Below are 23262 nucleotides of genomic sequence, written 5' to 3' on the forward strand. Positions count from 1 at the left end.
GTCCCCGGCCGGGTAGTCGGCCGGGGACTTCGGGCGCCTCCGGGGTACGGGGGCGATCGCGCTGGCCGGGAGTGCTCCCGAGCCGGGCGGGTGCCCGGGCGCGGCGACGTCCGTACTCGCCGGAGTCCCGGGTGTCCGGCTCGACCGTGCAGTGCACCGGGCCGGACTCCTCGGCTATGACTTCACGTCGAGACGCACGAGTGCGCCGATCTCGACGAGCTGGTCCGGCAGCGCCAGATCGGATACGCCCAGGACCGTACTGGCGGGCCGGTGTTCCCCGAAGTACTCGGCGTGGAGGCGTGCGGTCGTGTCGAAGTTCTCGCGCAGGTTCCGCACCAGAACCGTGGTCTCCACTATCCGGCTGCGCTCGGCCCCGAACTGCCCCAGTACCAGGTCCAGGTTCTCCAGCGTGGTGCGGACCTGCAGCTCGAAGTCGCCGGCACCCACGAAAGCACCGTGCTGGTCATGCGACAGCTGCCCCGACACATGGACCGTGTCACCGACCTGAACCGCCTGACTGTATCCGTACAGCGATTCCCATGGCATGCCGAACCCGAATGCCTTCACCCGAGCACTCATGACTCACTCCCTCGATACCGCGTGTGGGCCGCCAACTGCACAGCGGCCCCTTTCTCGAAGAAGCTACGGGCTCTCCTGAAAAGAGCTTGTCCGCCGGCGCCGTCGAAGTGTCCTTCGTGCGTACAGAATCGGCTGCGCCGGCCCCTGCGGCGGCGGCTCCGGCGGCGGGACCGGCCGAGGTGTGCGGCCCCGGCCGGTCCCGCCGGACGGTCAGGCGGTGGCCCGGCCGGCGCCCGGGCGCTGGTTCCTGACGTCGACGACGGCGCGGGTCACGATGGCCGTGCGCTCCACGACGGTGCCGGGCTTGATGCCGTTGACCTCCCGGACCTGCACGCCGCGGCTGCCGAGGTACTGGTGGCTCTCCCGGTCGAAGATCCACTCCGAACGCTCGCCCGTCTGCGGGTCCAGGCGCGCCAGGGCGATCCCGTCGCGGCCGGAGGCGTCCTGCGCGTGATCGACCACCACGACGCCCGGGATCCTGCCGGCGGCCTCGTAGAGCGCGGCGGCCAGTGCCGGGGGGACGAGCTGCTCGCGGATGACGGAGCCGATCTCCCGGAACGCCTGCTGGTCACGGTCGCGGGTGCCGCTCACCGTCGAGTAGGCGAGCCTCAGCAGCGCGTCGGGATCTGCGGGCTGGGCCGCGAGCCACTTGTAGGTCTGCCGGTCGAGGGGCTCGTCGTTGTCCAGTGTGACGCCGCCCTTGGCCTGGTAGCCCGGCTCGTCCAGCCAGCCCTTGGTGCCGTCGGGGGACTTCCACACCTCCCGGTCGTGCAGCGGCTGGACCCAGGAGGCGGACTTCCCCGTGTCCGCGTTCTGACTGGAGGCCGCGAAGGAGACCCGGCTCCGGATGTAGATGTACTGGCCCGGTCCGGGCTGGGGCGTGGGGCTCGCCGTCGCCGCGGCGGCGATCTCACGGACCGTCGAGGCGAGCCGGACGGTGCTCCCCTCCTCGATCTGCACGACGGGCGCCCTGACCAGGGCCGGAGCCGCCACCGTCGTGGTGCCGGGCGAGCCGCCCAGGGTCACGACCAGGGCGAGGGTCAGGGCCCCCGCGACCGGCGCGGCGATCAGGACGGCACGGCGCAGCGGGCGACGTGCCGGGGAGGCCGCGGGGGCGGCGCCGTCGGAGCGGTGGATCTCGTTCATCAGGAATTCCTCGATCAGGTCCTGGCGGTGGACCGCCAGCTGGGGATCGGCCGGCGCGGGCAGGAGACGGGCCAGCTCCGCGTCGTCGAGCGGTTCGGTGCGCCGCCACGGGTTGCGGATCATCGGTGCGTCTCCTTGTGCGGCCGGGCCGCGGTGCCGCGGCTGCCCTGTGTTTGTCCGGAGGTGGGGAGGGGTTCCGTGTTCTTCTTCACCGCGCGCAGTTCCTCGGCCGCGAGGCCGCGCAGCCGCGTGCGGGCACGGGACAGGCGCGAGCGCACCGTGCCGACGGGCACCCCGAGGGTGGCCGCCGCCTCGGCGTAGCCGAGCCCGGACCACACGCAGAGCGCGAAGACCTCGCGTTCCGACCGCCGCAGGCGCGCCAGCGCCTTGCGGGCGGCCGCGAGCTCCTCGGAGTCGGCCATGCGCCCGACGAGTTCGTCCGCGAAGTCGGGGACCGGGTCGGCGGCGGGCATCCGGGCCAGCGCCACGTGGTGGCGGCGGGCGGCGCGCGTGGTGTTGCGCAGCACGTTGACGGCGATGCCCATCAGCCAGGGGCGGGGGCTGTCGCCCTCGTCGCGGAGCTTCCCGCGCAGGCGCCAGGCCTCCAGGAACGTCAGCGAGACCACGTCCTCGGCCAGCGCCCAGTTCCCGGTCACGCGCACGGCGTGCCGGTACACCAGACGGGAGTGGTCCCGGAACAGGTCGCGGAACGCTTCGGGGTTCCCGGCCCTCAGCCGGGAGTGCGGATGGTTCACGTCATGCCATTGTCCGGGCAGCGGCGCCGGTTCCCGTGACGCGGATCACTGACCGGGACCGGGCAAGGGACGCACGGTCGCCCACGACCTTCCTGCCGCGGACTGACGCTCCCCACCCGTCGACGGCGACGTCCGGAGGACCGACGAGCGCGGCCCGTTCACCCTGTGCCCGGCGGCCGAAGTCGGCTTTCCCCTGCGCGGGCCTCCGCAGGGGACCTACGGTGTCGGCATCGGCAGGGCCGCACGGTGTCAGGTGCTTGAAGGGGTGGGTGCGAATGGATGTTCCGCTGGCGGACGCGGTCGCGGCGGTGCGCGACGAGTTGCTGGAGGCCGCTGCACGGGCCGGTGACGATCCGCAGGTGGTGTTCGCGGTCGGGCCGGTGGAGATGGAGTTCGAGGTGGAGCTGCGCGCCGACGCCAAGGTCAAGGCGGGCTTCAAGCTGTGGGCGGTCGGTGCGGAGGCGGAGGCGGGTGTCTCGCGGGGGCGCACCCACCGGGTCTCCTTCACCCTCACCCCGAGGCGTCCGGACGGTGGCGACCTGCTCGTCCGTTCCGCCGTGCCCGCTCCGGAGGGGCCCGGCGACAGCAGCGGGCGCATCGACGGCTGAGAACCGGGATCGCGGCCGGCGCCCCTGGTCCGGCCGCGGCCACGTGGCAGTACGCGGGGCGAGCGGTAGGGGGTCCGGGTGGAGCGGGTGCGGCTGGCCGGGGTGGACGGTCCGGGCGGGCGGGGGTCGGGGTACGCGGTCGGCGGGCGTCTGGTGCTGACGTCCGCCCACGTCGCCGGACGCGCCGGGACGGGGGTGCAGGTGTTCCGGCCGGCCGGCGCCGGCACGGCGCAGGGCCGGGTGGTGTGGGCCGGGACTCCGGGTGGGCGTGACGACGCGGCGCTCGTGCTCGTCGGCGGCTCCCCGCACTGGCGGCCGCCCACCGCTCCCGTGCGGTGGGGGCGGCCGGACACCACCCGCCCCGGCGCGCGGTGCGAGACGTGGGGTGTGCCCGACGAGGCCCAGCGCAAGGACCGTCCCGTCGAGGCAACGCAGTTGCGCGGGGAGATCAACCCGGGCAGCGGCTTCGTCGGCAACCAGTACGTCATGGACCTGCGCACCGCCGCCGGGTGGCCGGGTGACGGGACGTCGCCCTGGGGCGGTCTGTCGGGAGCGGCGGTGTTCTGCGACCGCTACCTCACCGGCGTCGTCGCCGCCGACCGCGCCCACTCCGACCACCGCCTCCTCAACGTCGTCCCCGCCTACGTCCTCCACCACGACCCCGCCTTCCGGGCCGCCCTCGCGGAGCACGGTGGCCGGGAAGGCGGGCTGGGGGCGGTGGAGTTCCAGGACATCGCCGACCCCACCGGCAGCTCCGCCGTCGGACGCGCGCCGGTGACACCGGCCGCCCTGCTGGAGGCCGACCGCCAGACCGTCCCCTTCCACGGACGGCAGGACCTGCTCGCGGAGCTGGAGGCGTGGTGCGGCCGGGAAGGGTTCGGGGCGTGGCTGCTGCACGGCCCCGGCGGCCAGGGCAAGACCCGCCTCGGCCACCGACTCGCCACCGCCGGCTGGACGGTGCTGTGGCCGCGCACGAGCGCCCGCCTCGACCAGCTGCTGGAACTCCGACGCGCGGCCAAACCCCTGCTGGTCGTCCTCGACTACGCCGAGACCCGCCCCGACCAGCTCGCCGCACTCGCCGAGGCCGCCGAGGAACACCCCGGCACCAGCTCCTTCAAACTCCTCCTCCTGGCCCGCACCGCCGGCGACTGGTGGCACCAGGCCCGCACCGGAAGCCGGCCGGCCGAAGAACTCCTGGCCACCGCCCGCACGCGCCGCCTCACCCCGCTGGAGGAGGACCCCGGACTGCGCGACTCCCACTACCGCGACGCCGCGCGGGCGCTGGCCCTGGCTCTTCCGGACGTCCCGGGCATGGCCGGACACGACTGGACCGCGGCCGCCACCGCCCTCCAACCACCACAACCACTGGCCCGGGAGGGCGCTTACGGCAACGCGCTCACCCTCCACATGACCGCCCTCGCCGACCTCCTCGACACCGCACGGACCACACACACCGGACCCGCGGACCGCACCGGGGACGAGGACGAGGACGTCCAGGACGTCGAGGACCGACTCCTCGGCCACGAAAGCCGCTACTGGAGGGGCAGCGCCACCGCCCGGGGCCTCACCCCGCACCTGGGCACGGACACCCTGGAGACCGCGCTCGCCGCCGCCCACCTCACCGGCGCCGCCGACCGCGACCACGCCGACCTGCTGTGGCGGCGCCTGCCCGCGCTCGCCGACCAGACCCGCGACCGCCGCAACCGGGTCACCGCCTGGCTCGCCGCCCTCTACCCGGTCCCCGCCCCCGGCGGACCACCGTGGGGTGCCCTCCAGCCCGACCGCCTCGCCGAACGCCACATCGGCCGCGCCCTCGAAGCCGATCCCCACCTCGCCGACCACCTCCTCGACGGCGCCGACAACACCCAGGTCTCCCAGCTCCTCACCGTCTACAGCCGCGCCGCCGCCCACCCCGTCCTCCGCGGGCTCGACAACCGACTCACCGACCTGTGCGTCCGTCACCACCGGCGGATCGCGGCCCAGGTCATCGCCGTCGCCACCCGCACCGACCACCCGGCCCCGCTCACCACCGCCCTCGACGCCCTCAGCACCCACCCCGACACCCCGCTCGACACCCTCAACACCCTCAACAACCTTCTCCCCCCGACAAGCCACCGGCTCGCCATCACCGCCGTCCACCTCACCCGCACCCTCACCGACCGCTACCGCCACCTTGCCAAGGCGGACCCGGACGCCTACCGACCCGACCTCGCCATGACCCTCAACAACCTCTCCAACCGACTGAGCGAGACGGGCCGACGGGCCGAGGCCCTGGACCGCCATCGAGGAAGCGGTCGCCATCCACCGCACCCTCGCCGCCACGAACCCCGACGCCCACCTGCCCGACCTCGCCGGCACCCTCAACAACCTCTCCAACCGACTGAGCGAGACGGGCCGACGGGCGGAGGGCCTGACCGTCGCCATGGAAGCAACCGACCACTACCGCACCCTCGCCCGAACCGACCCCGACGCCCACCTGCCCGACCTCGCCATGACCCTCAACAACCTCTCCGTCCGCCTCGGCGAGGCAGGCCGACGCCCGGAGGCCCTCAGCGCCGTCCAGGAAGCGGTCGCCATCCGCCGCACCCTCGCCGCCGCGAACCCCGCCGCCCACCTTTCCGACCTCGCCACCTCCCTCAACAACCTCTCCGTGGACCTGGGCGAAGCAGGCCGACGGGCCGAGGCCCTGACCGTCATCGAGGAAGCGGTCGCCATCCGCTACGCCCTCGCCGCGGTGAACCCCGACGCCTATCTGCCCGACCTCGCCGGTGCCCTCAACAACCGATCCATCCGGCTGGCAGCGGCGGGCCGGCGGGCGGAGGGCCTGACCGTCGCCATGGAAGCAACCGACCACTACCGCACCCTCGCCCGCACCAACCCCGACGCCCACCTGCCCGACCTCGCCGGTGCCCTCAACAGCCTCTCCAACCGCCTGGGCGAGGCAGGCCGACGGGCCGAGGCCCTGACCACCGCCGAAGAGGCCGTCGCCATCCGCCGCACCCTCGCCGCCGCGAACCCCGCCGCCCACCTGCCCGACCTCGCCATCTCCCTCAACAACCTCTCCATCCGCCTCGGCGAAGCAGGCCGACGCCCCGAGGCCCTGACCTCCATCGAGGAAGCGGTCGTCATCCGCCGCACCCTCGCCGAAACCAACCCCGACGCCCACCTGCCCGACCTCGCCACCTCCCTCAACAACCTCTCCATCCGCCTCGGCGGAGCGGGCCGGCGCGCGGAGGGCCTGGCCGCCGTCGCCGAAGCCACCGGCCACTACCGCACCCTGGCCGAGGCGGACCCCGACCTCTTCGGACCGGCCCTGCAGCAGTCATTGAACGTGGCCGCCTGGCTCGAAGGACTGGATCCGTAGGCGCGTCGAGCCCGGCAGGCCGCTCGGCCGGCGACCTGACGGAGCACACACGGAGGGGCCGACGCGGGAACCCGCCGGGGCAGGGGCCCGGCGGGTTCGCGGTGCTGCAGCGGTCGTGGGGCCATGGGGCCGTGGGACCTACCAGTCGGTGCCGATGCCGGTGCGGGTGCCGAAGGCGATCGGGCCGGTACCGGGGTAGAGGTACATGTCCCCGGTGGACCCCTTCGGCGCCTGGACGGCGGCGACGTCGGTCCTCCCGTCGGCGTTGAAGTCGCCACCGACCAGGTCCCGCATGATGTTCCAGCCGCTGCCCGCGCCGACCGGCGCCGCGAACCAACCGGTGCCGGTACCCGGGAACACATACAGGTTGCCGTCACCGATGCCGACCGCCGCGATGTCCGCCTTCCCGTCACCGTTGAAGTCGCCACCGGTGAACCGGTCGAGGTTGTTCCAGCCGTTCCCGGCATTGATCGGGGCCGCGAACCAACCGGTGCCGGTACCCGGGAACACATACAGGTTCCCGTCGCCGATGCCCACCGCCGCGATGTCCGCCTTCCCGTCACCGTTGAAGTCGCCGGCCGAGAAGTGGTGCAGGCTGTTCCAGCCGTTCCCCGCCGACCACGGCGCACCGAACGCACCCGTCCCCGTGCCCGGGTAGACGTAGAGGTTGCCGTCGCTCTTGCCGACGGCGGCGATGTCCGCCTTCCCGTCACCGTTGAAGTCGCCCGGCGTCATGTTGGTCAGGGAGTCCCAGTTGGTACCGATCAGGGTCCGCTCGCCGAAGGTGCCGAGGCCGGTGCCGGGGTAGAGGAACATCTTGCCGGTGGCCGCGTCGACCGCGGCCAGGTCGGTCCTGCCGTCGCCGTTGAAGTCCGCCGGGGCGAAGCCCGTCATGCCGACCGGCGTGGGCGGCGGAGGGGTGGTGTTGTCCTCGACGACCTTGTTGTACCGCAGGGCCACGTAGGAGCTCGCCGGGTAGCTGGATATGTTTCCGCTGTAGACGTTGCCGCTGCCGTAGGTCATGTCGGTGCGCGAGTTCGACTGGTGGAGGTAGGTGAAGTCCCCGGTCGCCTGGTTGTTCCAGCGCACGAAGAGCACGACGTGGTCGCTGATGTTGTCCAACGCGTCTCCGGGGCGCAGGTCGCTCTTGCTGATCCGCGTGGTCAGCGACCGGCTGTCGAGGGTCTGGGTGGTCGCCGTGCCGAGACCGGTGGCAGAGAGGTGCCAGGCCATCGCGATGAACCCCGAGCAGTCGGTGCGGTAGGAGTGGCCGTCGCCGTCCCCGTACGTCGCGCCCTGGTTGTACTGGACGTCCTGGGCGTCCCAGTACTGGGCGCGCGGCAGGATCTCGGACCGGTTGACGGAGCCTCCGAGGGACGAGCCGGCCTGGGCGGTCGGTGCGCCCAGGCCGGCGGCGGTCAGGGCGGCGAGGAGCGGGGCGAGCAGGCAGGTGCGGCGGAAGCGGCTGGACCTGGACATGGCTGAGTACCTCGATCTGGTGAGTGGTGGGTGTCGGGGACCGGTGCGGGGAGCCGGCTACCAGTCGGTGCCGATGGTGCTGCGGGTGCCGAAGGTGTTCTGGCCGGTGCCGGGGTAGAGGTACATGGTTCCGGCGGCGCCCCGGGGCGCCTGGACGGCGGCGACGTCGGTCCTCCCGTCGGCGTTGAAGTCGCCACCGACCAGGTCCCGCATGATGTTCCAGCCGCTGCCGGCGCCGACCGGCGCCGCGAACCAACCGGTGCCGGTGCCCGGGAACACATACAGGTTGCCGTCGCCGATGCCGACCGCCGCGATGTCCGCCTTCCCGTCACCGTTGAAGTCGCCACCGGTGAACCGGTCGAGGTTGTTCCAGCCGTTCCCGGCATTGATCGGGGCCGCGAACCAACCGGTGCCGGTACCCGGGAACACATACAGGTTCCCGTCGCCGATGCCCACCGCCGCGATGTCCGCCTTCCCGTCACCGTTGAAGTCGCCGGCCGAGAAGTGGTGCAGGCTGTTCCAGCCGGTACCCGCCGACCACGGCGCACCGAACGCACCCGTCCCCGTCCCCGGGTAGACGTAGAGGTTGCCGTCGCTCTTGCCGACGGCGGCGATGTCCGCCTTCCCGTCACCGTTGAAGTCGCCCGGCGTCACGTTGGTCAGGGAGTCCCAGTTGGTACCGATCAGGGTCCGCTCGCCGAAGGTGCCGAGGCCGGTGCCGGGGTAGAGGAACATCTTGCCGGTGGCCGCGTCGACCGCGGCCAGGTCGGTCCTGCCGTCGCCGTTGAAGTCCGCCGGGGCGAAGCCCGTCATGCCGGTGTCCGGGGCGGGGGGCTGCGGTGCGGCCGGGCAGTTGCGGCTCCTGAGCGTCGAACCGTCGACGAACGCGGATCCGTTGAGCACGGACCGGACCACCGTGCCGCCGAGCCTCTGCTCGTAGTGCAGGTGGGGCCCCGTCGAGTTCCCCGTGCTGCCGACGGTGCCGATCCTGTCGCCGGCCTCGACGTGCGCGCCCTGGCCGACGTTGAAGCCGGCCAGGTGCGCGTACAGGGTCTGCCAGCCTCCGCCGTGGTCGATGACGATGCGATTGCCGTAGTTCCCGGTGCTGGAGACCAGGCTGACGGTCCCGCTCGCGCTGGCCACCACGGGCTGGTTGACCGTGGTCGACGGGCCGCCGCGTGTCCAGTCGACGGAGAGCGGCGGGTTGTGGTTGCCGCGTACGCTTCCGGTCCAGTTCTGGTCGCAGGCGAAAGGTAGTTGGAAGGCCGGTTCGGCGGCGTGGGCGGGCTGCGGGGAGACGCCGAGGACGGCTGCGGCACTCGCCACGGCGCTCGCCAGGACGGCGCGGCGCAGGCGGATGGCGGCGGGCATGAGGGAACTCCGGGTCCGTGGTCATGGGGATGGAAGCAGGGGGCTGAGCCAGGTGGGCCGTCGGGCGCGGGCGGATCGGAGGCCGGGCCCGGCGCCGTTGTCACGAGTGACGCGGGGAGCCGGCTACCAGTCGGTGCCGATGGTGCTGCGGGTGCCGAAGGTGTTCTGGCCGGTGCCGGGGTAGAGGTACATGGTTCCGGCGGCGCCCCGGGGCGCCTGGACGGCGGCGACGTCGGTCCTCCCGTCGGCGTTGAAGTCGCCACCGACCAGGTCCCGCATGATGTTCCAGCCGGTGCCGGCGCTGACCGGCGCCGCGAACCAACCGGTGCCGGTGCCCGGGAATACGTAGAGGTTGCCGTCGCCGATGCCGACCGCCGCGATGTCCGCCTTGCCGTCACCGTTGAAGTCGCCACCGGTGAACCGGTCGAGGTTGTTCCAGCCGTTCCCGGCATTGATCGGGGCCGCGAACCAGCCCGTTCCGGTGCCCGGGTAGACGTAGAGGTTCCCGTCCGCCGTGCCGACCGCGGCCAGGTCCGCCTTGCCATCGCCGTTGAAGTCGCCGGCGGAGAAGTTGTCCAGGCTGTTCCAGCCGGTACCCGCCGACCACGGCGCACCGAACGCACCCGTGCCGGTGCCGGGGTAGATGTACAGGCTCCCGTCGCCCGCGCCCACCGCGGCCAGGTCGACCTTGCCGTCACCGTTGAAGTCGCCCGGCGTCACGTTGCCGACCGAGTCCCACCCGGTCCCGATCAGGCTCGGTACGCCGAACGTGCCCTGGCCCGTGCCCGGGTACAGGAGCATCTTCCCGGTGGCCGCCTCCACCGCGGCCAGGTCCGCCCTGCCGTCCCCGTTGAAGTCCGCCGACGCGAAGCCCGTCATGCCCACCGGGGCCGCGGGGGCCTGGCCGAGGGCGCTGACGATCCGCTGAGCGTCGGCCACCTGGTACTGGTAGCGGTCGGGGTAGGCCGAGCGCTGGACGCCCTGGCAGACCTCGCCGATCGGCTTGCCGGTCCAGGAGTTGTTCGGATAGGTGGCGAGCAGCGCGTTGATGAACTTGCGGGTCGTCGTCGCCGGGTCGAGCCGCTGCGCGGTGCTGCCCCACGACGCCCGCTGCTGGAACAGGCCCACGCTGTCGTGGTCCTCCATGTTCGGGTTGTTCCGCAGGGTGGACTCCACGATCGCCGTGGTGATCGCGATGACCTCGGCCTGCTGCGGAACCCCGGTGGCCCGCACGGTGTTGACGATGGCCCGGGCACAGGACACCCGGTACGCGGTCATCGCGTTCCGCAGGCTACCGGTGAGCTGCTGGTTCAGCTGCGCGGCGGCCGCGGCGTCGGCGGAGGTGACCGTGCCGCACGACACGTCGGGCAGGGCCGCGTACGCCGGGCCGGTGACCGCCACGGTCCCGCTGGCCAGTACCGCACTCACCGCGAGGATCTGCAGGGACCTGCGCAGGCTCTTCTTCATGGAGAACGCTTCCTTCGTTCGTGGGCTTCGTCAGCTGGGTCGGATGTGTCGTCGCCGGGGAACGGGGCCACGACGGACCGGGAGGGTGCTGCGGGAACCGCCGCCCGCTGCGAGCCGTGCGGTACGGAGGCGTGCCCGGCCGGCCGGGTGCACACGGGGCGCGGCCGCGGGACGGTGCGGGGCAGGTCGAGGGCAGGAGGGTCCCGGTCCGGTCGGGTCCGGGTCTCGTCAGGGAGCGGCCGAAGGGTCCCGCTGCGGCCGGCGGGCGGCGCGCGGTGCCCGCCCGGGGCGAAGCGGCGTGCAACGGGGTTCCTGCGGGCCGCCGACCCCGGCCGCGCGGCGGGACCGCGGGCGTGCAGGACAGGCGGGAGCATCACTCCCGGCGGTGGGGATCACCGAGGGGGCGAGGCGGCAGCGGGCCCTCCGGGCCGGCGGCCACGGTCCGGGACGGCTGCCCTGCAGGTGCAGCGGTCCCTCCGAACGGGCGGAACGGGCGGCAGAGGCGGAACGGGCGCGGCCGAGCGAACCCCGGCGGAACGGAGTCCGTCCCTGGGCCCGGGTCAGTCCCAGATGATGTTCGGCGGCGGCGTCGTGGCCTCGGCGGTGGGCGTGGCGACCGGGGTGGTGCCGGTGGCCGCCGCCTGCTGGCCGGAGCCGCCGACGACGGGGAGGAGTGCCGCGACGGCGAGGGCGGCGACCGCGGCGGCCTTGGCGAGACGGGTACGAAGCATGGTCCTGAGTCCTTTGCGGGAGTGACGGAACGGGCGGATCGATCGGGGTCCCGGCTTCGGCGTCCCGCGGTGACGCCTGGCCGGTCCTCCCGCCGGCGGGGTGTCCCCCGGCCGGCGATCACTACTCTCGCTGCTGTCCAAGCCCGTTGAAAGAGCTCTCAGTTGGACGGAACGGTCCCTGGACCGTTCCGTCCAACCGGGCCGGATCCGGACAGCAGCCGGTCGTAGAACGGTCCGACCAGCGGCACCCGCACCGGGCCTACGCTCCAGCCCCGCAGCGCCGGCACTTCCTCGACGGCGCGGTGCAGCAGGTCGGCGGCCCTCCGCTCGGCGTCCGCGAGGCGGTCGGCGACCAGGAAGACGCCGACCACCGCGTCGGGGCGGGCATCGGGGTGGACGGAGACGTGCTCCACCTGGTCGGGCCCGGCCAGGGAGAGGAGTTGGGCGGCCAGACCGCCGGGAAGACTGCGGCCGGCGGCGGGTGCGCGCAGCGCGGCGTGAACGAGGTACATGCCGACGACTGTCCCGAACGGTCCCATGCCGCGCATAGCCGACGAACATGGACAGTTCAGTCCCTGGCCGGTTCCGTCCACGCTCGCTTATGGACAGAACGAGAACGTCATACGATGATCATGCGTAGACGATCCGCACAGTATTCACGGGGGGACCGCTGTGCTTGCCGTTCTTGGACTCGATACGACGTCCGAGTCCGTTTACCGCGCCATGCTCGCCCACCCGCGCGAGGGCTTGGCCCTGCTCGCGGCCCGCCTCGGCCTGCCGCACGACGAGGTCCGGCAGAGCCTGGACCGGTTGAGCGAGCTCGCGCTGATCCGGCCGTCCTACGACCGGGAGGGCGAACTTCGCGCCGTCTCGCCGGAGGTGGGCCTGGAACTGCTGATGGCCCGGCAGCAGGCCGAACTGGCAGCCCAGCAGCTGCGGGTCGAGGCCTCCCGGTCGGCGGCGGCGCAGCTGATCGCCGAGTACGCGGACCTCACCCCGGCGGTCGGCCATCCCGGTGTGGACCAACTGGTCGGCCTGGACGAGATCCGCGACCGGATGGCCGCGATGGCCCGGGAGCTGCGGACCGAGGTCATGACCTTCGCCCCGGGCGGAGGCCACCGGCCGGCGGCGATCGAGGCGGCCAAGCCGCAGGACCGGGCCCTGCTGGAGCGCGGCGTCCGGATGCGCACGGTCTACCTGAACAGCGTCCGCAACAGCCAGCCGACCCTGGAGTACGTCAACTGGCTCGCCGGACTCGGCGGCGAGGTCAGGACGACCGCCGAACTGCCCACCCGCATGATCATCTTCGACCGCACCCGCGCGCTCATCCCGGTCAGCACCGAGAACAGCGCCGCCGGAGCGGTGATCCTGACCGGCAACGGCACGCTCACCGCCCTCTGCGCCCTGTTCGAGAACATCTGGTCCGCCGCCCAGCCGCTGGGCGGTGCGGTCCGGGACGAGACCGGGCTGAACCCCCAGGAGGCGGCCGTGGTCCGCCTGCTGGCCCAGGGGCTGACGGACGACGCGATAGCCAAGCGGCTCGCGGTCTCCTCCCGCACGGCCCGGCGGCTGGCCACGGAACTGATGGAGCGCCTGGAGGCGCGCAGCCGCTTCGAGTTCGGCGTGCGCGCCGTCCAGCAGGGCTGGCTGCCCGCCCACCGCTGAACGCCGGGCGCCCTCGTCCGGCCGGACGGCCGTACGGCCGGACGAGGGCGCCCGGGCGGGGCCGAAACCGGGGCGGGGGTCCGACGTCACCGGTCCGGAGCGCCGTCGGCGGGCCGGGCTCCGGGGGTCAGAAGCGCCGCCAGCGAGCAGAGGCGAACGAGAAGGCGCCGAACAGCAGCAGGCCCACCGCCGTGGCCGTGAGCAGCCCGGGACCGGCCGGCGTGGCGGCGAACGAGCGGAGGGTGTCGTCGACGCCCTTGGCCTGGTCCGGGTCGAAGCGCACGGCCGCGGTGACGACGAAGACCCCCACCCCGGCGAACACCGCGCCGCGCGCCGCGTTGCCGGCGATCCCGCCGGCCGTGACGGCGGCCCGGGTCCGCGGGCTCATCGCGCCCGTGTCCAGCCTGCGCAGGAACTTGCGCAGGAACGCGCGGACGGCGATCCCGACCCCGACCCCGATCAGGACCGCGCCGGCCCCGCCGACCAGCAGGCGGCCACCCGGCAGGCCGAGCACGGTCGCCGTCCAGTCCTTCGAGGTGCGGTCGCTGTCGGAGGAGCCGCCCGCCCCCGCCGCGAAGGCCGCGGTGCCCCAGCAGACCGAGCCGTAGAAGACCGCGCGACCGGCGTTGAGGAGCCTGCTGCCCGGTTTTCCGTTCCCCTGGTCGCCGACCGCGGCGGTCACCGCGCGCCACAGCGCCATGCAGGCGAAACCCGCGGCCAGCAGCCACAGCAGCACCCTGCCGAAGGGCTGGTCCGCGATCCGCTGGAGCGCGCCCTGGCGGTCGGCCTCGTCGGAGCCGCCCCGGCCCAGGGCGATCCGCAGTGCGAGGTAGCCGACGACGGCGTAGACGACACCGCGGGCGGTGAAACCGGCCCGGCCCGCGGAGCCCGGGAGCCGCTCGGTCAAGGCCGTGCGCCGACGCCGGGCGTGCTGTGCGGTGGACACCATGACTCCTCCTCCGTGGGGAGCGCGTGCCGCGCCCGGCGGCCCGTGTGCCCGTCTCCGCGGCGCGTACACCTGGGCGCCCTTCCGCCGGGTGGCGAGGCCGCGCACCCGGCCGGGGACCGGGGCGATCCGCCCGTGGTCGTCGACGGGGCCCTCGGAGAGCCGGCCGACGGCCGGGACGGGTTCGGGGCGTTCCCTGCCGGGGTGGGTGCCGAGCGCACCCGCGCGGTCCGCCACCGGCACACGGGGCGCCCCGAACAGCCCCGTCGGACCACGCGTCCACGGGCCCGGTCAGGACCGGGGCGGCAGGCGGTGGAGCCGGACGTCGAGGAGCCTGCCGTCGTCGGCACGGGCCGTGAGGAAGGTCGCGAACGGTTGGCGGCGGCGGTCCGTGGGCGAGCCGGGGTTGAGCAGCCGCAGGCCGCCGGGGGCGGTGCTGTCCCAGGGGATGTGGCTGTGACCGAAGACCAGGACGTCCGTGTCGGGAAACCCCGCCTCGCACCGCTCCTCGCGCCCGCGGGCCGGACCGGTCTCGTGCACCACGGCGAAGCGCAGGCCCCGGAGCTCGACGCGGGCGCTCCCGGGCAGGCGCTCGCGCAGCGCGGGCCCGTCGTTGTTGCCGTGGACGGCGACCAGCCGCGCGGACCGCGCCAGCAACAGGTCGAGGGTGGCGGTGTCGACCCAGTCGCCGGCGTGGAACACCACGTCGGCCTCGTCCACGGCCGCGAGCAGCGGCGCGGGCAGCTGTCGCGCACGCGCGGGGACATGGGTGTCCGAGGCGATCAGCAGGCGCATCCGGGGCTCCGGCGGGGTGACGGCGGCGGTGGGTGCGATCCTCCCCGAACCGCACCGCCGGAGGGCAGCCGAAACGCCGGGTCGTGAATCACCCGGGGGTCCTTGTTCCCGGTTGCGCGGGAAGCGCCCGCCCGCCCGCGCCGGGGCCGCCGAGCGGTCGCGTGCCGTCGGCCGGGCCCGGCCGACGGCGGGCCCGGCGCCCGGGCAGGCGGGGCCCGGGTGGCACTGCCCACCGCCGAGCGGCGCGACGGAAGGGCACGGACCCCCTCGCCCGTGCCGGGGCCCGTGCGCCGGCCGCGCGGGAGCCGGCGGAGCGGGCCGGTGAGGCCGCCCCGGCCGCAGCTTCCCGGCCACGGCCGGTGCGGCTGCGTGAGCCGGAGTCCGGCGGCCGGAGCGGTGAGGAGAGGGGCGGCGGGCGTGACATGCTCGTTGCATGACCGACCACGACGAGCCGACGGCGCAGGTGCCGGGCGGCAGCCCCGGCGCGGGGCCCCACCCGGCCGCAATCCGGGAAATCCTGGCCGCGCTCCCCGGTTCGGTGGTCTTCCTCCGGCCCGAGCGCGGGCCGGACGGCGGGGTGGTGGACTTCCGGCTCGTGGCGGCCTCCCCCGGGGCGCTGGACATCGGCGGGCGCGACGGCGAGCGGCTGCTCGGGCTCGGAGTGCTGGACACGTACCCGGGCATCGAGAGCACCGATCTGTGGCGCGACTACCTGCGGGTGCTCAGGGACGGCTCGGTCCACGAGGGAGTGGTGGAGTACGAGGAGAAGGCCGCCGGCATCCCGCACCGGTCCCGGTACAGGGTGCGCGTGGCACCGTGCCAGGGCGGGCTGATCGTCTCGTGGAACCGTCTGGACGCGGAGGAGCGCGAGCAGCGGCGGCTGGCGCTCATGCAGCGCCTCGGCCGGATGGGCTGGGTGGACCGTGATCTGGTCGGCGGGGTGATCACCTGGTCCGACGAGGTGTACTCGATCTTCGAGCGGGACCGTTCGCTCGGTCCGCTGACGCTGGAGGAGCTGTCCGCCCACGCCGTGGCCGGGGACCGTCCGGCGGTGGAGGACGCGGTGCGGCGTCTGCTCAAGATCGGCGAGCCGGTGGACCACACCTTCCGTGTCCGCCTGCCCGGCCGCGAGGTGCGGCACGTGCGGGTGGTCGCCGAGAGCGAGACGGACGTCGAGGGCCGGCCGGTCCGGCTGCACGGGTTCTTCCAGGACCTCACCGCGGCCAAGGAGGCCGAACAGCAGCTGATGGAGCAGCGGCAGGCCGCCGTCGCCCACGGGAGCCTGCTGGCCGCCGAACGCGATCTCGCCGCCCGCCTCCAGGACACCCTGCTTCCCGCGCCCCAGCAGACGCTGGACCTGGCCGGCCTCACCGTCGACGTCGCCTACCTGCCGCTCCAGGAGGGGCTCAGCCTCGGCGGCGACTGGTACAGCGCCATCGAACTGCCCGACGGCACCGTGCTGCTCGTCGTCGGCGACGTCGCCGGCCACGGCCTGGACGCGGTGGCCACCATGGCCCTGCTGCGCTTCACCGCCAAGGGCATGGCCATCACCGGCACCGCCCTGCCCGCCGTCCTGGCCAATCTGAACACCCTCCTGCTGCACACCCCGGAGCGCGCCGGCCAGACGGCCACCATGGTCATGGCCGCGTACCGGCCGGCCACCTCCCGCCTCACCTGGGTGCGGGCCGGCCACCCGCCGCCCCTGCTCGTGCGCGACGGCCGGGCCCGCTTCCTGCCCTCCACCGGCGGCATCCTGCTCGGCGCCGTCCCCACCGCCCGCTACGAGGCCTCCACCGTCGACCTGCTGCCCGGCGACCACCTGTACCTCTACACCGACGGCCTGGTCGAGAGACCGGGCGAGCCGATCGACGAGGGCCTGGCCCGCCTGGCCGGCACCGCCCTGGCCCACGTGGACGTCGCGCGCCCCCTGGACGGCATCGTGCGGGACCTCATCACCCCCCACACCCGCCGCGACGACATCTGCGCCCTCCACATCAGCCGCTGACGGCCCCGGCGCGCCCCGGGGTTCCGCGCGGGGGCGAACCCGCCTCCCCACCCGGACGGCGCGGCCGCCCCCGGTGACGAGGCCGGTCCTCCCGGCGACGCCCGCGGGGGCGCCGCGGGCGTCGGGAGGTGGCCCCCGTCCGGTGGATCGGCGGGCGACGGGCGGGCGGCTACCGTGGGGGGAAGTCCCGGCGGACGGCGTCGATGCAGGTGTCCCGGGAGACCGGGCCACCGAACCGCAGCCGGTCGTAGGCGGTGAACGGCGGCTCCAGCGCGTCGAGTTCGTCAACCAGCGCGTGCAGGCCGGCCAGCCAGCCGGGTACCCCGGGTCCGGGCGTGCGGACCGCCTCGGTGATCGCCCGGATCAGCTCCTCCTTGCGGCGCATGGTGGCCGGGTGGAGCCGGTACAGGCAGACGTTCTGCCCGCTGAGGTAGGACTCGTACTCCTCGGCGCCGGCCGCCGGATCCGCCCAGTGGCCCCGGAACCAGTCCGGGAGCCTCTCCAGCCCGCCCGCCTCGTCGACGAGTTCGAGCAGGTCGGTGGGCACCATCTCGGTGCCGTCGGAGCGCAGGTAGCCGGGCAGCGGCAGGCGGCCGGCCAGCATGAGGCCGCGGACGTCGTCCGGGTCCCGCCCGTGCCGGGCGCAGAGCGCCTCCAGGGGCGTGAAGTACCGATCGGCGTAGGCGTCGTCCTCGCCGGTCATCGGGTGCTCGCCGTTGACCGCGCGGTAGCGCCGGGCGAGCCGTTCCCTGGGCGTGGCGGTCGCCGTCATGCGGGCCTCTCCTTCGGTGCGGGTGTGCGGTGCCCCGGTGGCCGCGCCGTCCGGTGCGCGGCCCGGTGCGGCTCACGTGGCCTCGACCGCCCGGGCGTTCCGCGGACCGGCGTCGTCGATCCGCACCACCGGGGAGAGCGCGGTGCCGAGGAACACTACCGCCTGCACCGCGGCGCCGCACAGGAAGAGCGTGCGGGTCGGCGCCGTGCCGGAGACCAGCCAGCCGCCGAGCATCGCGCCGAGCGGGATGGTCGCGTAGGCGGCGGCCCGGCTGACCGACGCCACCCGCCCGATCACCTCGGAGGGCACCACCTTCTGCCGGGCGGTGACCCAGCTGACGATCACCACCGAGGTGGCGATGCCCTCGATGCCCCAGGAGATCAGCACCGCCCACCAGGTGGGCACCAGCACCGGCAGCACCATCGAGGCTCCGGACAGTCCCATGCCGAACGCGAGCAGCGGGCCGAGACGGTAACGGTCCGTCAGGCGCGGGGCGAGCACCCCGCCGATCACCGCGCCGAGCCCCTGGGCGCCGAGGACGAGCCCGAGGACCACCTTCGGCATCTTCTCCACCTCCAGGACGAGGAAGAGGAGACTGCCCTCGATGATCCACGCCGCCAGGTTGGAGAGCGCCATCAGCGCCGTCCCCCAGCGCATGGCCTTCATCGTCCACACCGCCCGCAGCCCGTCGGTGAAGTCCCGGGCGATGCCGCGGGCCGTCACCGGCTCCGCGGTGCCGGAGCGGGTGAACGCGATGGTGGCGATCAGCAGCGCGGAGACCCCGAAGGAGAGCGCGTTGACCAGGGCGGAGAGCCAGACGCCGAGCGCCGCGACGAAGGCGATGCCGGCCACCGGGCCGATGAAGCCGAGCGCGCTGTCCACCGTCTGGGTCCAGGCGTTGACCCGGGAGAGCCGCTGCTCGGGCACCACGTCGACCAGGAAGCCCTGGAACGCCGGGAAGTAGAACGGCCGCACGCAGGCCAGCAGGAACGCGCACAGGTAGATGGCCACCAGCGGCGGGTCGTCGAGCAGCGCGAGGCCGGTGACGGCGAGGGCCAGCACACCCGAGGTGAGGTCGCACAGGACCATCACCCGGCGCCGGTCGAAGCGGTCCGCGATCACACCGGCGAAAAGCCCGATCACGATGTAGGGGATGAATTCGATGGCGTAGGCGAGGGCGGTCGAGGTGGCCGATCCGGAGATCTTCAGGACGAGCACCGGAATCGCCAGCCGGTAGATCCAGTCACCGACACTGGAGACCAGGAACGCGATGCGCAGCCGAATGTCCGCCGCGCTCGCGGTGGGGCGGTCCTTGGTCAGCTGTTCGGTGGGCAACGGTGTTCTCCCTGCGCTTTTCACGATGGCTCGACGGAGCCGAGGAACATGACGGGTGGAAATGACCGGTCGGATCGGCGGGCGGAACGGCGGCCCCGTGGCCGGGCGTGCCGAAGGCCTGACGGGCGCCGCTGCCGCGGCCTTCCCGCCAGGTCCCGACCGATGGGTGGGTGCCGGCTCAGAAGGGGAGCTCCCGGGCGTCCCGGGCCAGCCAGGCATGGGCGGCGGACGGCCGGGCGTCGCCGCAGACGGTGCAGTCGGGGTCGCGCCGCCAGGACTCGGCCTCGTGCACCCGAGGATCGTGGAAGGTCTGCTCCAGCAGGCGGCCGACCGACAGCGGCTGGCAGACCCTGGAGGCGAGGCGGACCATCTCGGACACCATGTGGGCCGCGGCGGCGACCACCAGGCCGTTGAAGGCGGCGGTGTCCTCGCCGTAGGGGGTGCCCTCGCGGTCGATGTCGTCCAGCGCGTCCAGCACCATCCGGGAGGTCGGGTCGTCCCGGCGCACCTGCCCGTACCAGCACTCCAGGCACCCGCTGACGCCGGGCACCATGGTGTAGTGCATGGCCCGCTGGGTGTCGACCCCGCCGTTGATCAGCGTGGTGCCGGCCCGTACGCAGCCCTCGTTGAGCCAGTGCACCACGTGGACCTTGGGGCGGTCGACCACGGCGATCACGATGTCGCGGTCGTGCACCACGGCGTAGACGTCGTCGGCGGACATCAGCTTGGCCTCGACCGCTTCGATCCGCACGCCGCTGTTGAGCCGGCGGGCCCGTTCGGCGGCGACGTGGACCTTGGTGCGGCCGACGTCCGGCTCGCCGTAGATGATCTGGCGGTTGAAGTTGGAGACCTCGATCTTGTCGAAGTCGACGATCCGGATGTCGGTGAAGCCGATCGCGACCAGGTCGATCAGGGCGTGCGAGCCGATGCCGCCGACCCCGAGGACGGCGATCCTGGCGTCGCGGATGCGGCGCTGGAACTCGTACTTGGAGGTCTCCAGCGTGGCGTAGGTCTCGAAGAAGCCGAGGTTGTTGGACCAGCGCTCGCGGGCGGCGGCGTCGAAGTCCTCGCCCCGGTCCGTGGCGTCCTGCACCAGCCCGCTCTCGTCGAGGTCCCGGACGGCGTCGCGCACGTCCCCGGCGGTGACGTCGGGGTAGTCGGCGCTCAGGTCGCGGTGGACGGCGTCGAGGTCGCGGGTGCCGTCGAGCAGGCGCAGCAGCGTCAGCACACGGCCGTCGGCGTCCTCCAGCGAGGTCAGCTCGCCGCCGAGGCGGAAGTGCACGGAGCCGTCGGAAACGAAATAGGGGATGCTCGTCTTGAGCGCCGGACGTGCCACGAATACCCCTCGGAAAATGGATGCCGAATATCGGCCGATGATTTCGTGCGGAAGAGGACCAGGATTTCCGGAGACGGCGGCTCCGGAAATCGGAAGAAGATCGGAGCCGTCAGTACCGGAAAGCGGCGGGGCGCCTTCTCCAGGAGCCCCGCCGCGATTCACGCTCAGGCCTTGGAGGCACCGGCGGCGCTGCTGTAGCGCTTCGTGGACTTCTTGATCATCGGAATCACCTCCCCCCTCCGATTCAATGGCTCATACTATTCACACCGGAACGGCCCGGACAAGGTTTCCGAAGAATTTTCCGAAAGGATCATCAAAGCGTTGCCGGACTGCACGGAAAGCCCCAGGTATTCGGCCTGGAAAGCCAGCACGTCGGCGAAATAGGCGAGCCGTCCGCTGCGCGCGCGGTCGCCGTGGCCCACCCCGGCCTCCTGGCGCAGCAGCACCGGCCGGGGCGAGGCGCTCGCCCGCTGGAGCGCGGCGCACATCTTGCGCGAGTGCGACGGGTCGACCCGGGCGTCGTCCTCGGCGGCGGCCAGCAGGACGGCCGGGTAGCCGGTGCCCGGGACCACGCGGTGGTACGGCGAGTAGCCGAGCAGCCAGCCGAGTTCCTCCGGGACCTCGCGGCGGCCGAACTCCTCGGTCCAGTAGGGACCGTAGCCGCTCAGCTGGTAGCGGGCCATGTCGAGCGGGGCGGCGGTGGCGGTCACGGCGGAGAACAGGTCGGGCCGCTGGGTCATCGCGGCGCCGACCAGCAGGCCGCCGGCGCTCTGGCCGAACGCGCCGAGCCCGTCCGGCGGACAGAGCCCCCGCTCGTGCAGGAAGCCCGCCGCGGCCAGGAAGTCGTCGATGCCGCACTGCTTGTGCTCACGCGTACCGGCGCGGTGCCACTCCTCACCGTGCTCTCCGCCGCCGCGCACCCGGGCCACGGCGAACTGACCGCCGTGGCCGGCCCAGGCGAGCGCCGCGGCGTAGTAGTCGGCCACCTGCGGTTCGCCGAACGCGCCGTAGCCCTGGAGGATGGTCGGCAGCGGTCCGTGCGGGCGGTCGGCGGGCCGGGTCAGCAGCAGCTCCACCGTCGTCCCGTCCGGCGAGAGACAGTCGACCTCGCGGACCAGGACGGCGGGCACCCGCGGCGCCCCGGCGGCGCCCCAGACCTCGGTGGTTCCGTGGCGGGCGTCGTGGCGGTGGACCGTCTCCGGGGTGGTCGGGTCGCTGTAGGTGAACCAGGCCTCGTGGCCGCCCTGACGGAACGTCAGATCCGTGACCACACCGGCGCCGGGCAGCGGCACCTCGCCGAGCGGCGCACCGGTGCGCAGGTGGTGCCGGGTGATCCGGCCGCGTCCGCCGGCCGAGCGGTGCACCAGCAGCAGCGGGTCGGGCAGCGCCGGGTCGTCGAGGACGGCGAAGGACTCCAGCACCTCCCGCTCGTGCTCCGGGACCAGGGTGCGCGGCCGGAGCGGGCCCGGGGTACGGGGGTCGAGCACCAGGATCCGGCCGCGGTCCGCGTCCAGGTCGGTGAGCAGGTAGAGCAGGCCGTCGGTGGCCGGCCACGGGGAACTCCAGCCGCCGTCGACGGCGGTCAGCGGCACCAGGTCCGGCTTCTCCCAGGTGGCACCGGGGGCGGCCAGGTCGGCGAGGAGGATCCGGTTGCCGCCGGAGAGCCCGTCGGCGGCGGCGACGGCCAGCAGGCGGCCGTCGGAGCCGAGCACGGCGTCCAGTTCGGCGGCCTCGCCGAGACCGGAGGCCGGTCCGAACACCTCCACGTCGCCGGCCGGGTCCTCGCCGAGCCGGTGCAGGTGGAGCCGGACGCCGTCGCCCCCGGGGTCGCGGCGGGAGTAGTAGAACGCGTCGTGCCCGGGGATCCAGGCGACGTTCCCGTACGGGCAGCCGGCGATCGGCCCGTCCACGGTACGGCCGGTCGCCACGTCGAGGACCCGGAGGTCGTACTCTTCGGAACCGCCCTCGGCACTCTGGTGGGCGACCAGCCGCCCGGCCGGGTCCGGTGCCCAACCACCCAGCACCGTACGGCCGGTGGGGTCGTGCCGCTGCGGGTCGAAGAGGATCCGAAGGGCCCCGCCGGGTTCGGTGACCGCCAGGGAGGAGTGCTCGTCGTCCGCGCGCCGAACCGTGAAGAAGGCCAGATCGCGGGCGGGTTGGGGCGAGGTCAGGTGATCGAAGGCGGTCAGGGCCGCCAGCGCCGCGTGGAACGGGCCCACCGCGGACCAGCCCTCGCGCAGCCGCTCGAACAGGGCCCGCTGGCCGGCCGACCACTCCGCGGTCGCGGGGTCGGCGGCGTCCTCCAGCGCGCGGTACGGGTCCGGAACGCGACGCCCGCCCACCTCGTCGGCGGTGTCGCCCGGTAACGCGGGCGGGTACTCCGGCCGCCCGGCCGGGTCTCTCTGCGGCATGGTCCCCTCCAACCGGCATGCGGACGGAACGGTCTCCACTCCCGGGCCGGCGGCGGTCGGCCGCCGTCCGGGACGCGTGACATCCTAACGACGCCTTCCGCGTACTCGTCAATGGCGGGGAAGGACCGCACCCCACCGGCGGTCGCGCCGGAGCCCTGCGGCGGAACGGCACGGACAGCGGCCCACCCGCGGAAACGCCGCACGCGCCGCCGCCGGTCGTGGGCCACGGGTCCGGACGGCGCGGCATCGCGACGGCTCGGACCGGTGCCGCCGGGAGGAGGAGCGGTGGTATCACCGGCGTACCCGCGGCGGATCTCCCGGCTCACCCCGTGGACCGGGCCGCCGACGGCCACCGGCGGCGCCCGGCTGGACGACGTGAGGCGCTCGGCCGCCGGGGCCACGACGGCGGAAGAAGGGCCGGGTCCGCAAGCACCGCGCCGCCGCTGACACCCTCGGCCCGTCGGGTGACCTGCGAGGACGGCCGCCGCGCTCAGGCA

General features: G+C 73.8%; 18 protein-coding genes. 4 read left to right on the plus strand and 14 right to left on the minus strand.

The features are described 5' to 3' along the window. Positions 1-174 precede the first annotated feature (174 nt). The 3 genes from ACFCX4_RS12230 to ACFCX4_RS12240 form a co-directional block, all read right to left on the minus strand. The gene (locus ACFCX4_RS12230) at positions 175-579 is read right to left on the minus strand and encodes a RidA family protein (protein ID WP_376141137.1); all 405 of its coding nucleotides are present in this window, start codon (positions 577-579) and stop codon (positions 175-177) included. A gap of 210 nt (positions 580-789) precedes the next feature. Next, the gene (locus tag ACFCX4_RS12235) at positions 790-1848 is read right to left on the minus strand and encodes a CU044_5270 family protein (RefSeq protein ID WP_376141139.1); all 1059 of its coding nucleotides are present in this window, start codon (positions 1846-1848) and stop codon (positions 790-792) included. Beyond that, on the minus strand, positions 1845-2480 hold the full coding sequence (locus tag ACFCX4_RS12240) for an RNA polymerase sigma factor (protein ID WP_376141141.1): 636 nt from the start codon (positions 2478-2480) through the stop codon (positions 1845-1847). The genes ACFCX4_RS12235 and ACFCX4_RS12240 overlap by 4 nt, the downstream gene beginning before the upstream one ends. A 275-nt stretch (positions 2481-2755) precedes the next feature. Between ACFCX4_RS12240 and ACFCX4_RS12245 the strand changes: the two genes are divergently transcribed. Next, positions 2756-3088 (plus strand): trypco2 family protein, encoded by a 333-nt coding sequence (locus ACFCX4_RS12245; RefSeq protein WP_376141142.1) that lies wholly within the window; start codon positions 2756-2758, stop codon positions 3086-3088. A gap of 2422 nt (positions 3089-5510) precedes the next feature. Beyond that, complete coding sequence (locus ACFCX4_RS12250; RefSeq protein ID WP_376141144.1) at positions 5511-6452, plus strand: tetratricopeptide repeat protein; 942 nt, start codon at positions 5511-5513, stop codon at positions 6450-6452. Positions 6453-6590: 138 nt separating this feature from the next. Here the strand turns inward: ACFCX4_RS12250 and ACFCX4_RS12255 are convergent, their stop codons facing one another. The 5 genes from ACFCX4_RS12255 to ACFCX4_RS12275 form a co-directional block, all read right to left on the minus strand. Next, positions 6591-7931, minus strand: a complete 1341-nt coding sequence (locus tag ACFCX4_RS12255) for an FG-GAP repeat domain-containing protein (protein WP_376141146.1) — start codon at positions 7929-7931, stop codon at positions 6591-6593. A 57-nt stretch (positions 7932-7988) separates the two neighbouring features. After that, on the minus strand, positions 7989-9302 hold the full coding sequence (locus ACFCX4_RS12260; RefSeq protein ID WP_376141148.1) for an FG-GAP-like repeat-containing protein: 1314 nt from the start codon (positions 9300-9302) through the stop codon (positions 7989-7991). A 123-nt stretch (positions 9303-9425) separates the two neighbouring features. Beyond that, positions 9426-10769 carry an FG-GAP repeat domain-containing protein gene (locus ACFCX4_RS12265; RefSeq protein ID WP_376141150.1) on the minus strand — a complete coding sequence of 448 codons (1344 nt, stop codon included), beginning with the start codon at positions 10767-10769 and terminating at the stop codon, positions 9426-9428. Positions 10770-11329: 560 nt separating this feature from the next. Next, complete coding sequence (locus ACFCX4_RS12270) at positions 11330-11500, minus strand: hypothetical protein (RefSeq protein WP_376141152.1); 171 nt, start codon at positions 11498-11500, stop codon at positions 11330-11332. Positions 11501-11658: 158 nt separating this feature from the next. After that, complete coding sequence (locus tag ACFCX4_RS12275) at positions 11659-12012, minus strand: hypothetical protein (RefSeq protein WP_376141154.1); 354 nt, start codon at positions 12010-12012, stop codon at positions 11659-11661. A 160-nt stretch (positions 12013-12172) separates the two neighbouring features. Between ACFCX4_RS12275 and ACFCX4_RS12280 the strand changes: the two genes are divergently transcribed. Next, positions 12173-13165, plus strand: a complete 993-nt coding sequence (locus ACFCX4_RS12280) for a LuxR C-terminal-related transcriptional regulator (RefSeq protein WP_376141156.1) — start codon at positions 12173-12175, stop codon at positions 13163-13165. A 127-nt stretch (positions 13166-13292) separates the two neighbouring features. Here the strand turns inward: ACFCX4_RS12280 and ACFCX4_RS12285 are convergent, their stop codons facing one another. Continuing rightward, entirely contained in the window at positions 13293-14114 is an 822-nt protein-coding gene (locus ACFCX4_RS12285) for a DUF1206 domain-containing protein (protein ID WP_376141158.1), read from the minus strand. Between the two features lie 288 nt (positions 14115-14402). Next, positions 14403-14906 (minus strand): metallophosphoesterase family protein, encoded by a 504-nt coding sequence (locus tag ACFCX4_RS12290; RefSeq protein WP_376141160.1) that lies wholly within the window; start codon positions 14904-14906, stop codon positions 14403-14405. 433 nt (positions 14907-15339) lie between these two features. Here ACFCX4_RS12290 and ACFCX4_RS12295 point away from each other — a divergent pair, with 433 nt between their 5' ends. Next, complete coding sequence (locus ACFCX4_RS12295; protein WP_376141162.1) at positions 15340-16911, plus strand: PP2C family protein-serine/threonine phosphatase; 1572 nt, start codon at positions 15340-15342, stop codon at positions 16909-16911. Positions 16912-17080: 169 nt separating this feature from the next. Here the strand turns inward: ACFCX4_RS12295 and ACFCX4_RS12300 are convergent, their stop codons facing one another. The 4 genes from ACFCX4_RS12300 to ACFCX4_RS12315 all read right to left on the minus strand — a co-directional run bounded on the left by ACFCX4_RS12300 (position 17081) and on the right by ACFCX4_RS12315 (position 22765). Next, entirely contained in the window at positions 17081-17683 is a 603-nt protein-coding gene (locus ACFCX4_RS12300) for a DUF6058 family natural product biosynthesis protein (RefSeq protein WP_376141164.1), read from the minus strand. 72 nt (positions 17684-17755) lie between these two features. Beyond that, positions 17756-19018, minus strand: a complete 1263-nt coding sequence (locus ACFCX4_RS12305; protein ID WP_376141166.1) for an MFS transporter — start codon at positions 19016-19018, stop codon at positions 17756-17758. Positions 19019-19196: 178 nt separating this feature from the next. After that, positions 19197-20354, minus strand: coding sequence for a ThiF family adenylyltransferase (locus tag ACFCX4_RS12310; RefSeq protein ID WP_376141168.1), 1158 nt, complete (start codon positions 20352-20354; stop codon positions 19197-19199). Positions 20355-20611: 257 nt separating this feature from the next. Further along, entirely contained in the window at positions 20612-22765 is a 2154-nt protein-coding gene (locus ACFCX4_RS12315) for a prolyl oligopeptidase family serine peptidase (protein WP_376141170.1), read from the minus strand. Between the last annotated feature and the right edge of the window lie 497 nt (positions 22766-23262).

It is taken from the genome of Kitasatospora sp. NPDC056327 (assembly GCF_042261735.1).
Lineage (GTDB): Bacteria > Actinomycetota > Actinomycetes > Streptomycetales > Streptomycetaceae > Kitasatospora.

Coding starts and splice junctions, on each gene's coding strand:
- ACFCX4_RS12230 (WP_376141137.1), bottom strand. CDS start 579: ATGAGTGCTCGGGTGAAGGCATTCGGGTTCGGCATGCCATGGGAATCG.
- ACFCX4_RS12285 (WP_376141158.1), bottom strand. CDS start 14,114: ATGGTGTCCACCGCACAGCACGCCCGGCGTCGGCGCACGGCCTTGACC.
- ACFCX4_RS12275 (WP_376141154.1), bottom strand. CDS start 12,012: ATGTACCTCGTTCACGCCGCGCTGCGCGCACCCGCCGCCGGCCGCAGT.
- ACFCX4_RS12260 (WP_376141148.1), bottom strand. CDS start 9,302: ATGCCCGCCGCCATCCGCCTGCGCCGCGCCGTCCTGGCGAGCGCCGTG.
- ACFCX4_RS12270 (WP_376141152.1), bottom strand. CDS start 11,500: ATGCTTCGTACCCGTCTCGCCAAGGCCGCCGCGGTCGCCGCCCTCGCC.
- ACFCX4_RS12255 (WP_376141146.1), bottom strand. CDS start 7,931: ATGTCCAGGTCCAGCCGCTTCCGCCGCACCTGCCTGCTCGCCCCGCTC.
- ACFCX4_RS12250 (WP_376141144.1), top strand. CDS start 5,511: ATGGAAGCAACCGACCACTACCGCACCCTCGCCCGAACCGACCCCGAC.
- ACFCX4_RS12300 (WP_376141164.1), bottom strand. CDS start 17,683: ATGACGGCGACCGCCACGCCCAGGGAACGGCTCGCCCGGCGCTACCGC.
- ACFCX4_RS12245 (WP_376141142.1), top strand. CDS start 2,756: ATGGATGTTCCGCTGGCGGACGCGGTCGCGGCGGTGCGCGACGAGTTG.
- ACFCX4_RS12290 (WP_376141160.1), bottom strand. CDS start 14,906: ATGCGCCTGCTGATCGCCTCGGACACCCATGTCCCCGCGCGTGCGCGA.
- ACFCX4_RS12315 (WP_376141170.1), bottom strand. CDS start 22,765: ATGCCGCAGAGAGACCCGGCCGGGCGGCCGGAGTACCCGCCCGCGTTA.
- ACFCX4_RS12265 (WP_376141150.1), bottom strand. CDS start 10,769: ATGAAGAAGAGCCTGCGCAGGTCCCTGCAGATCCTCGCGGTGAGTGCG.
- ACFCX4_RS12235 (WP_376141139.1), bottom strand. CDS start 1,848: ATGATCCGCAACCCGTGGCGGCGCACCGAACCGCTCGACGACGCGGAG.
- ACFCX4_RS12295 (WP_376141162.1), top strand. CDS start 15,340: ATGACCGACCACGACGAGCCGACGGCGCAGGTGCCGGGCGGCAGCCCC.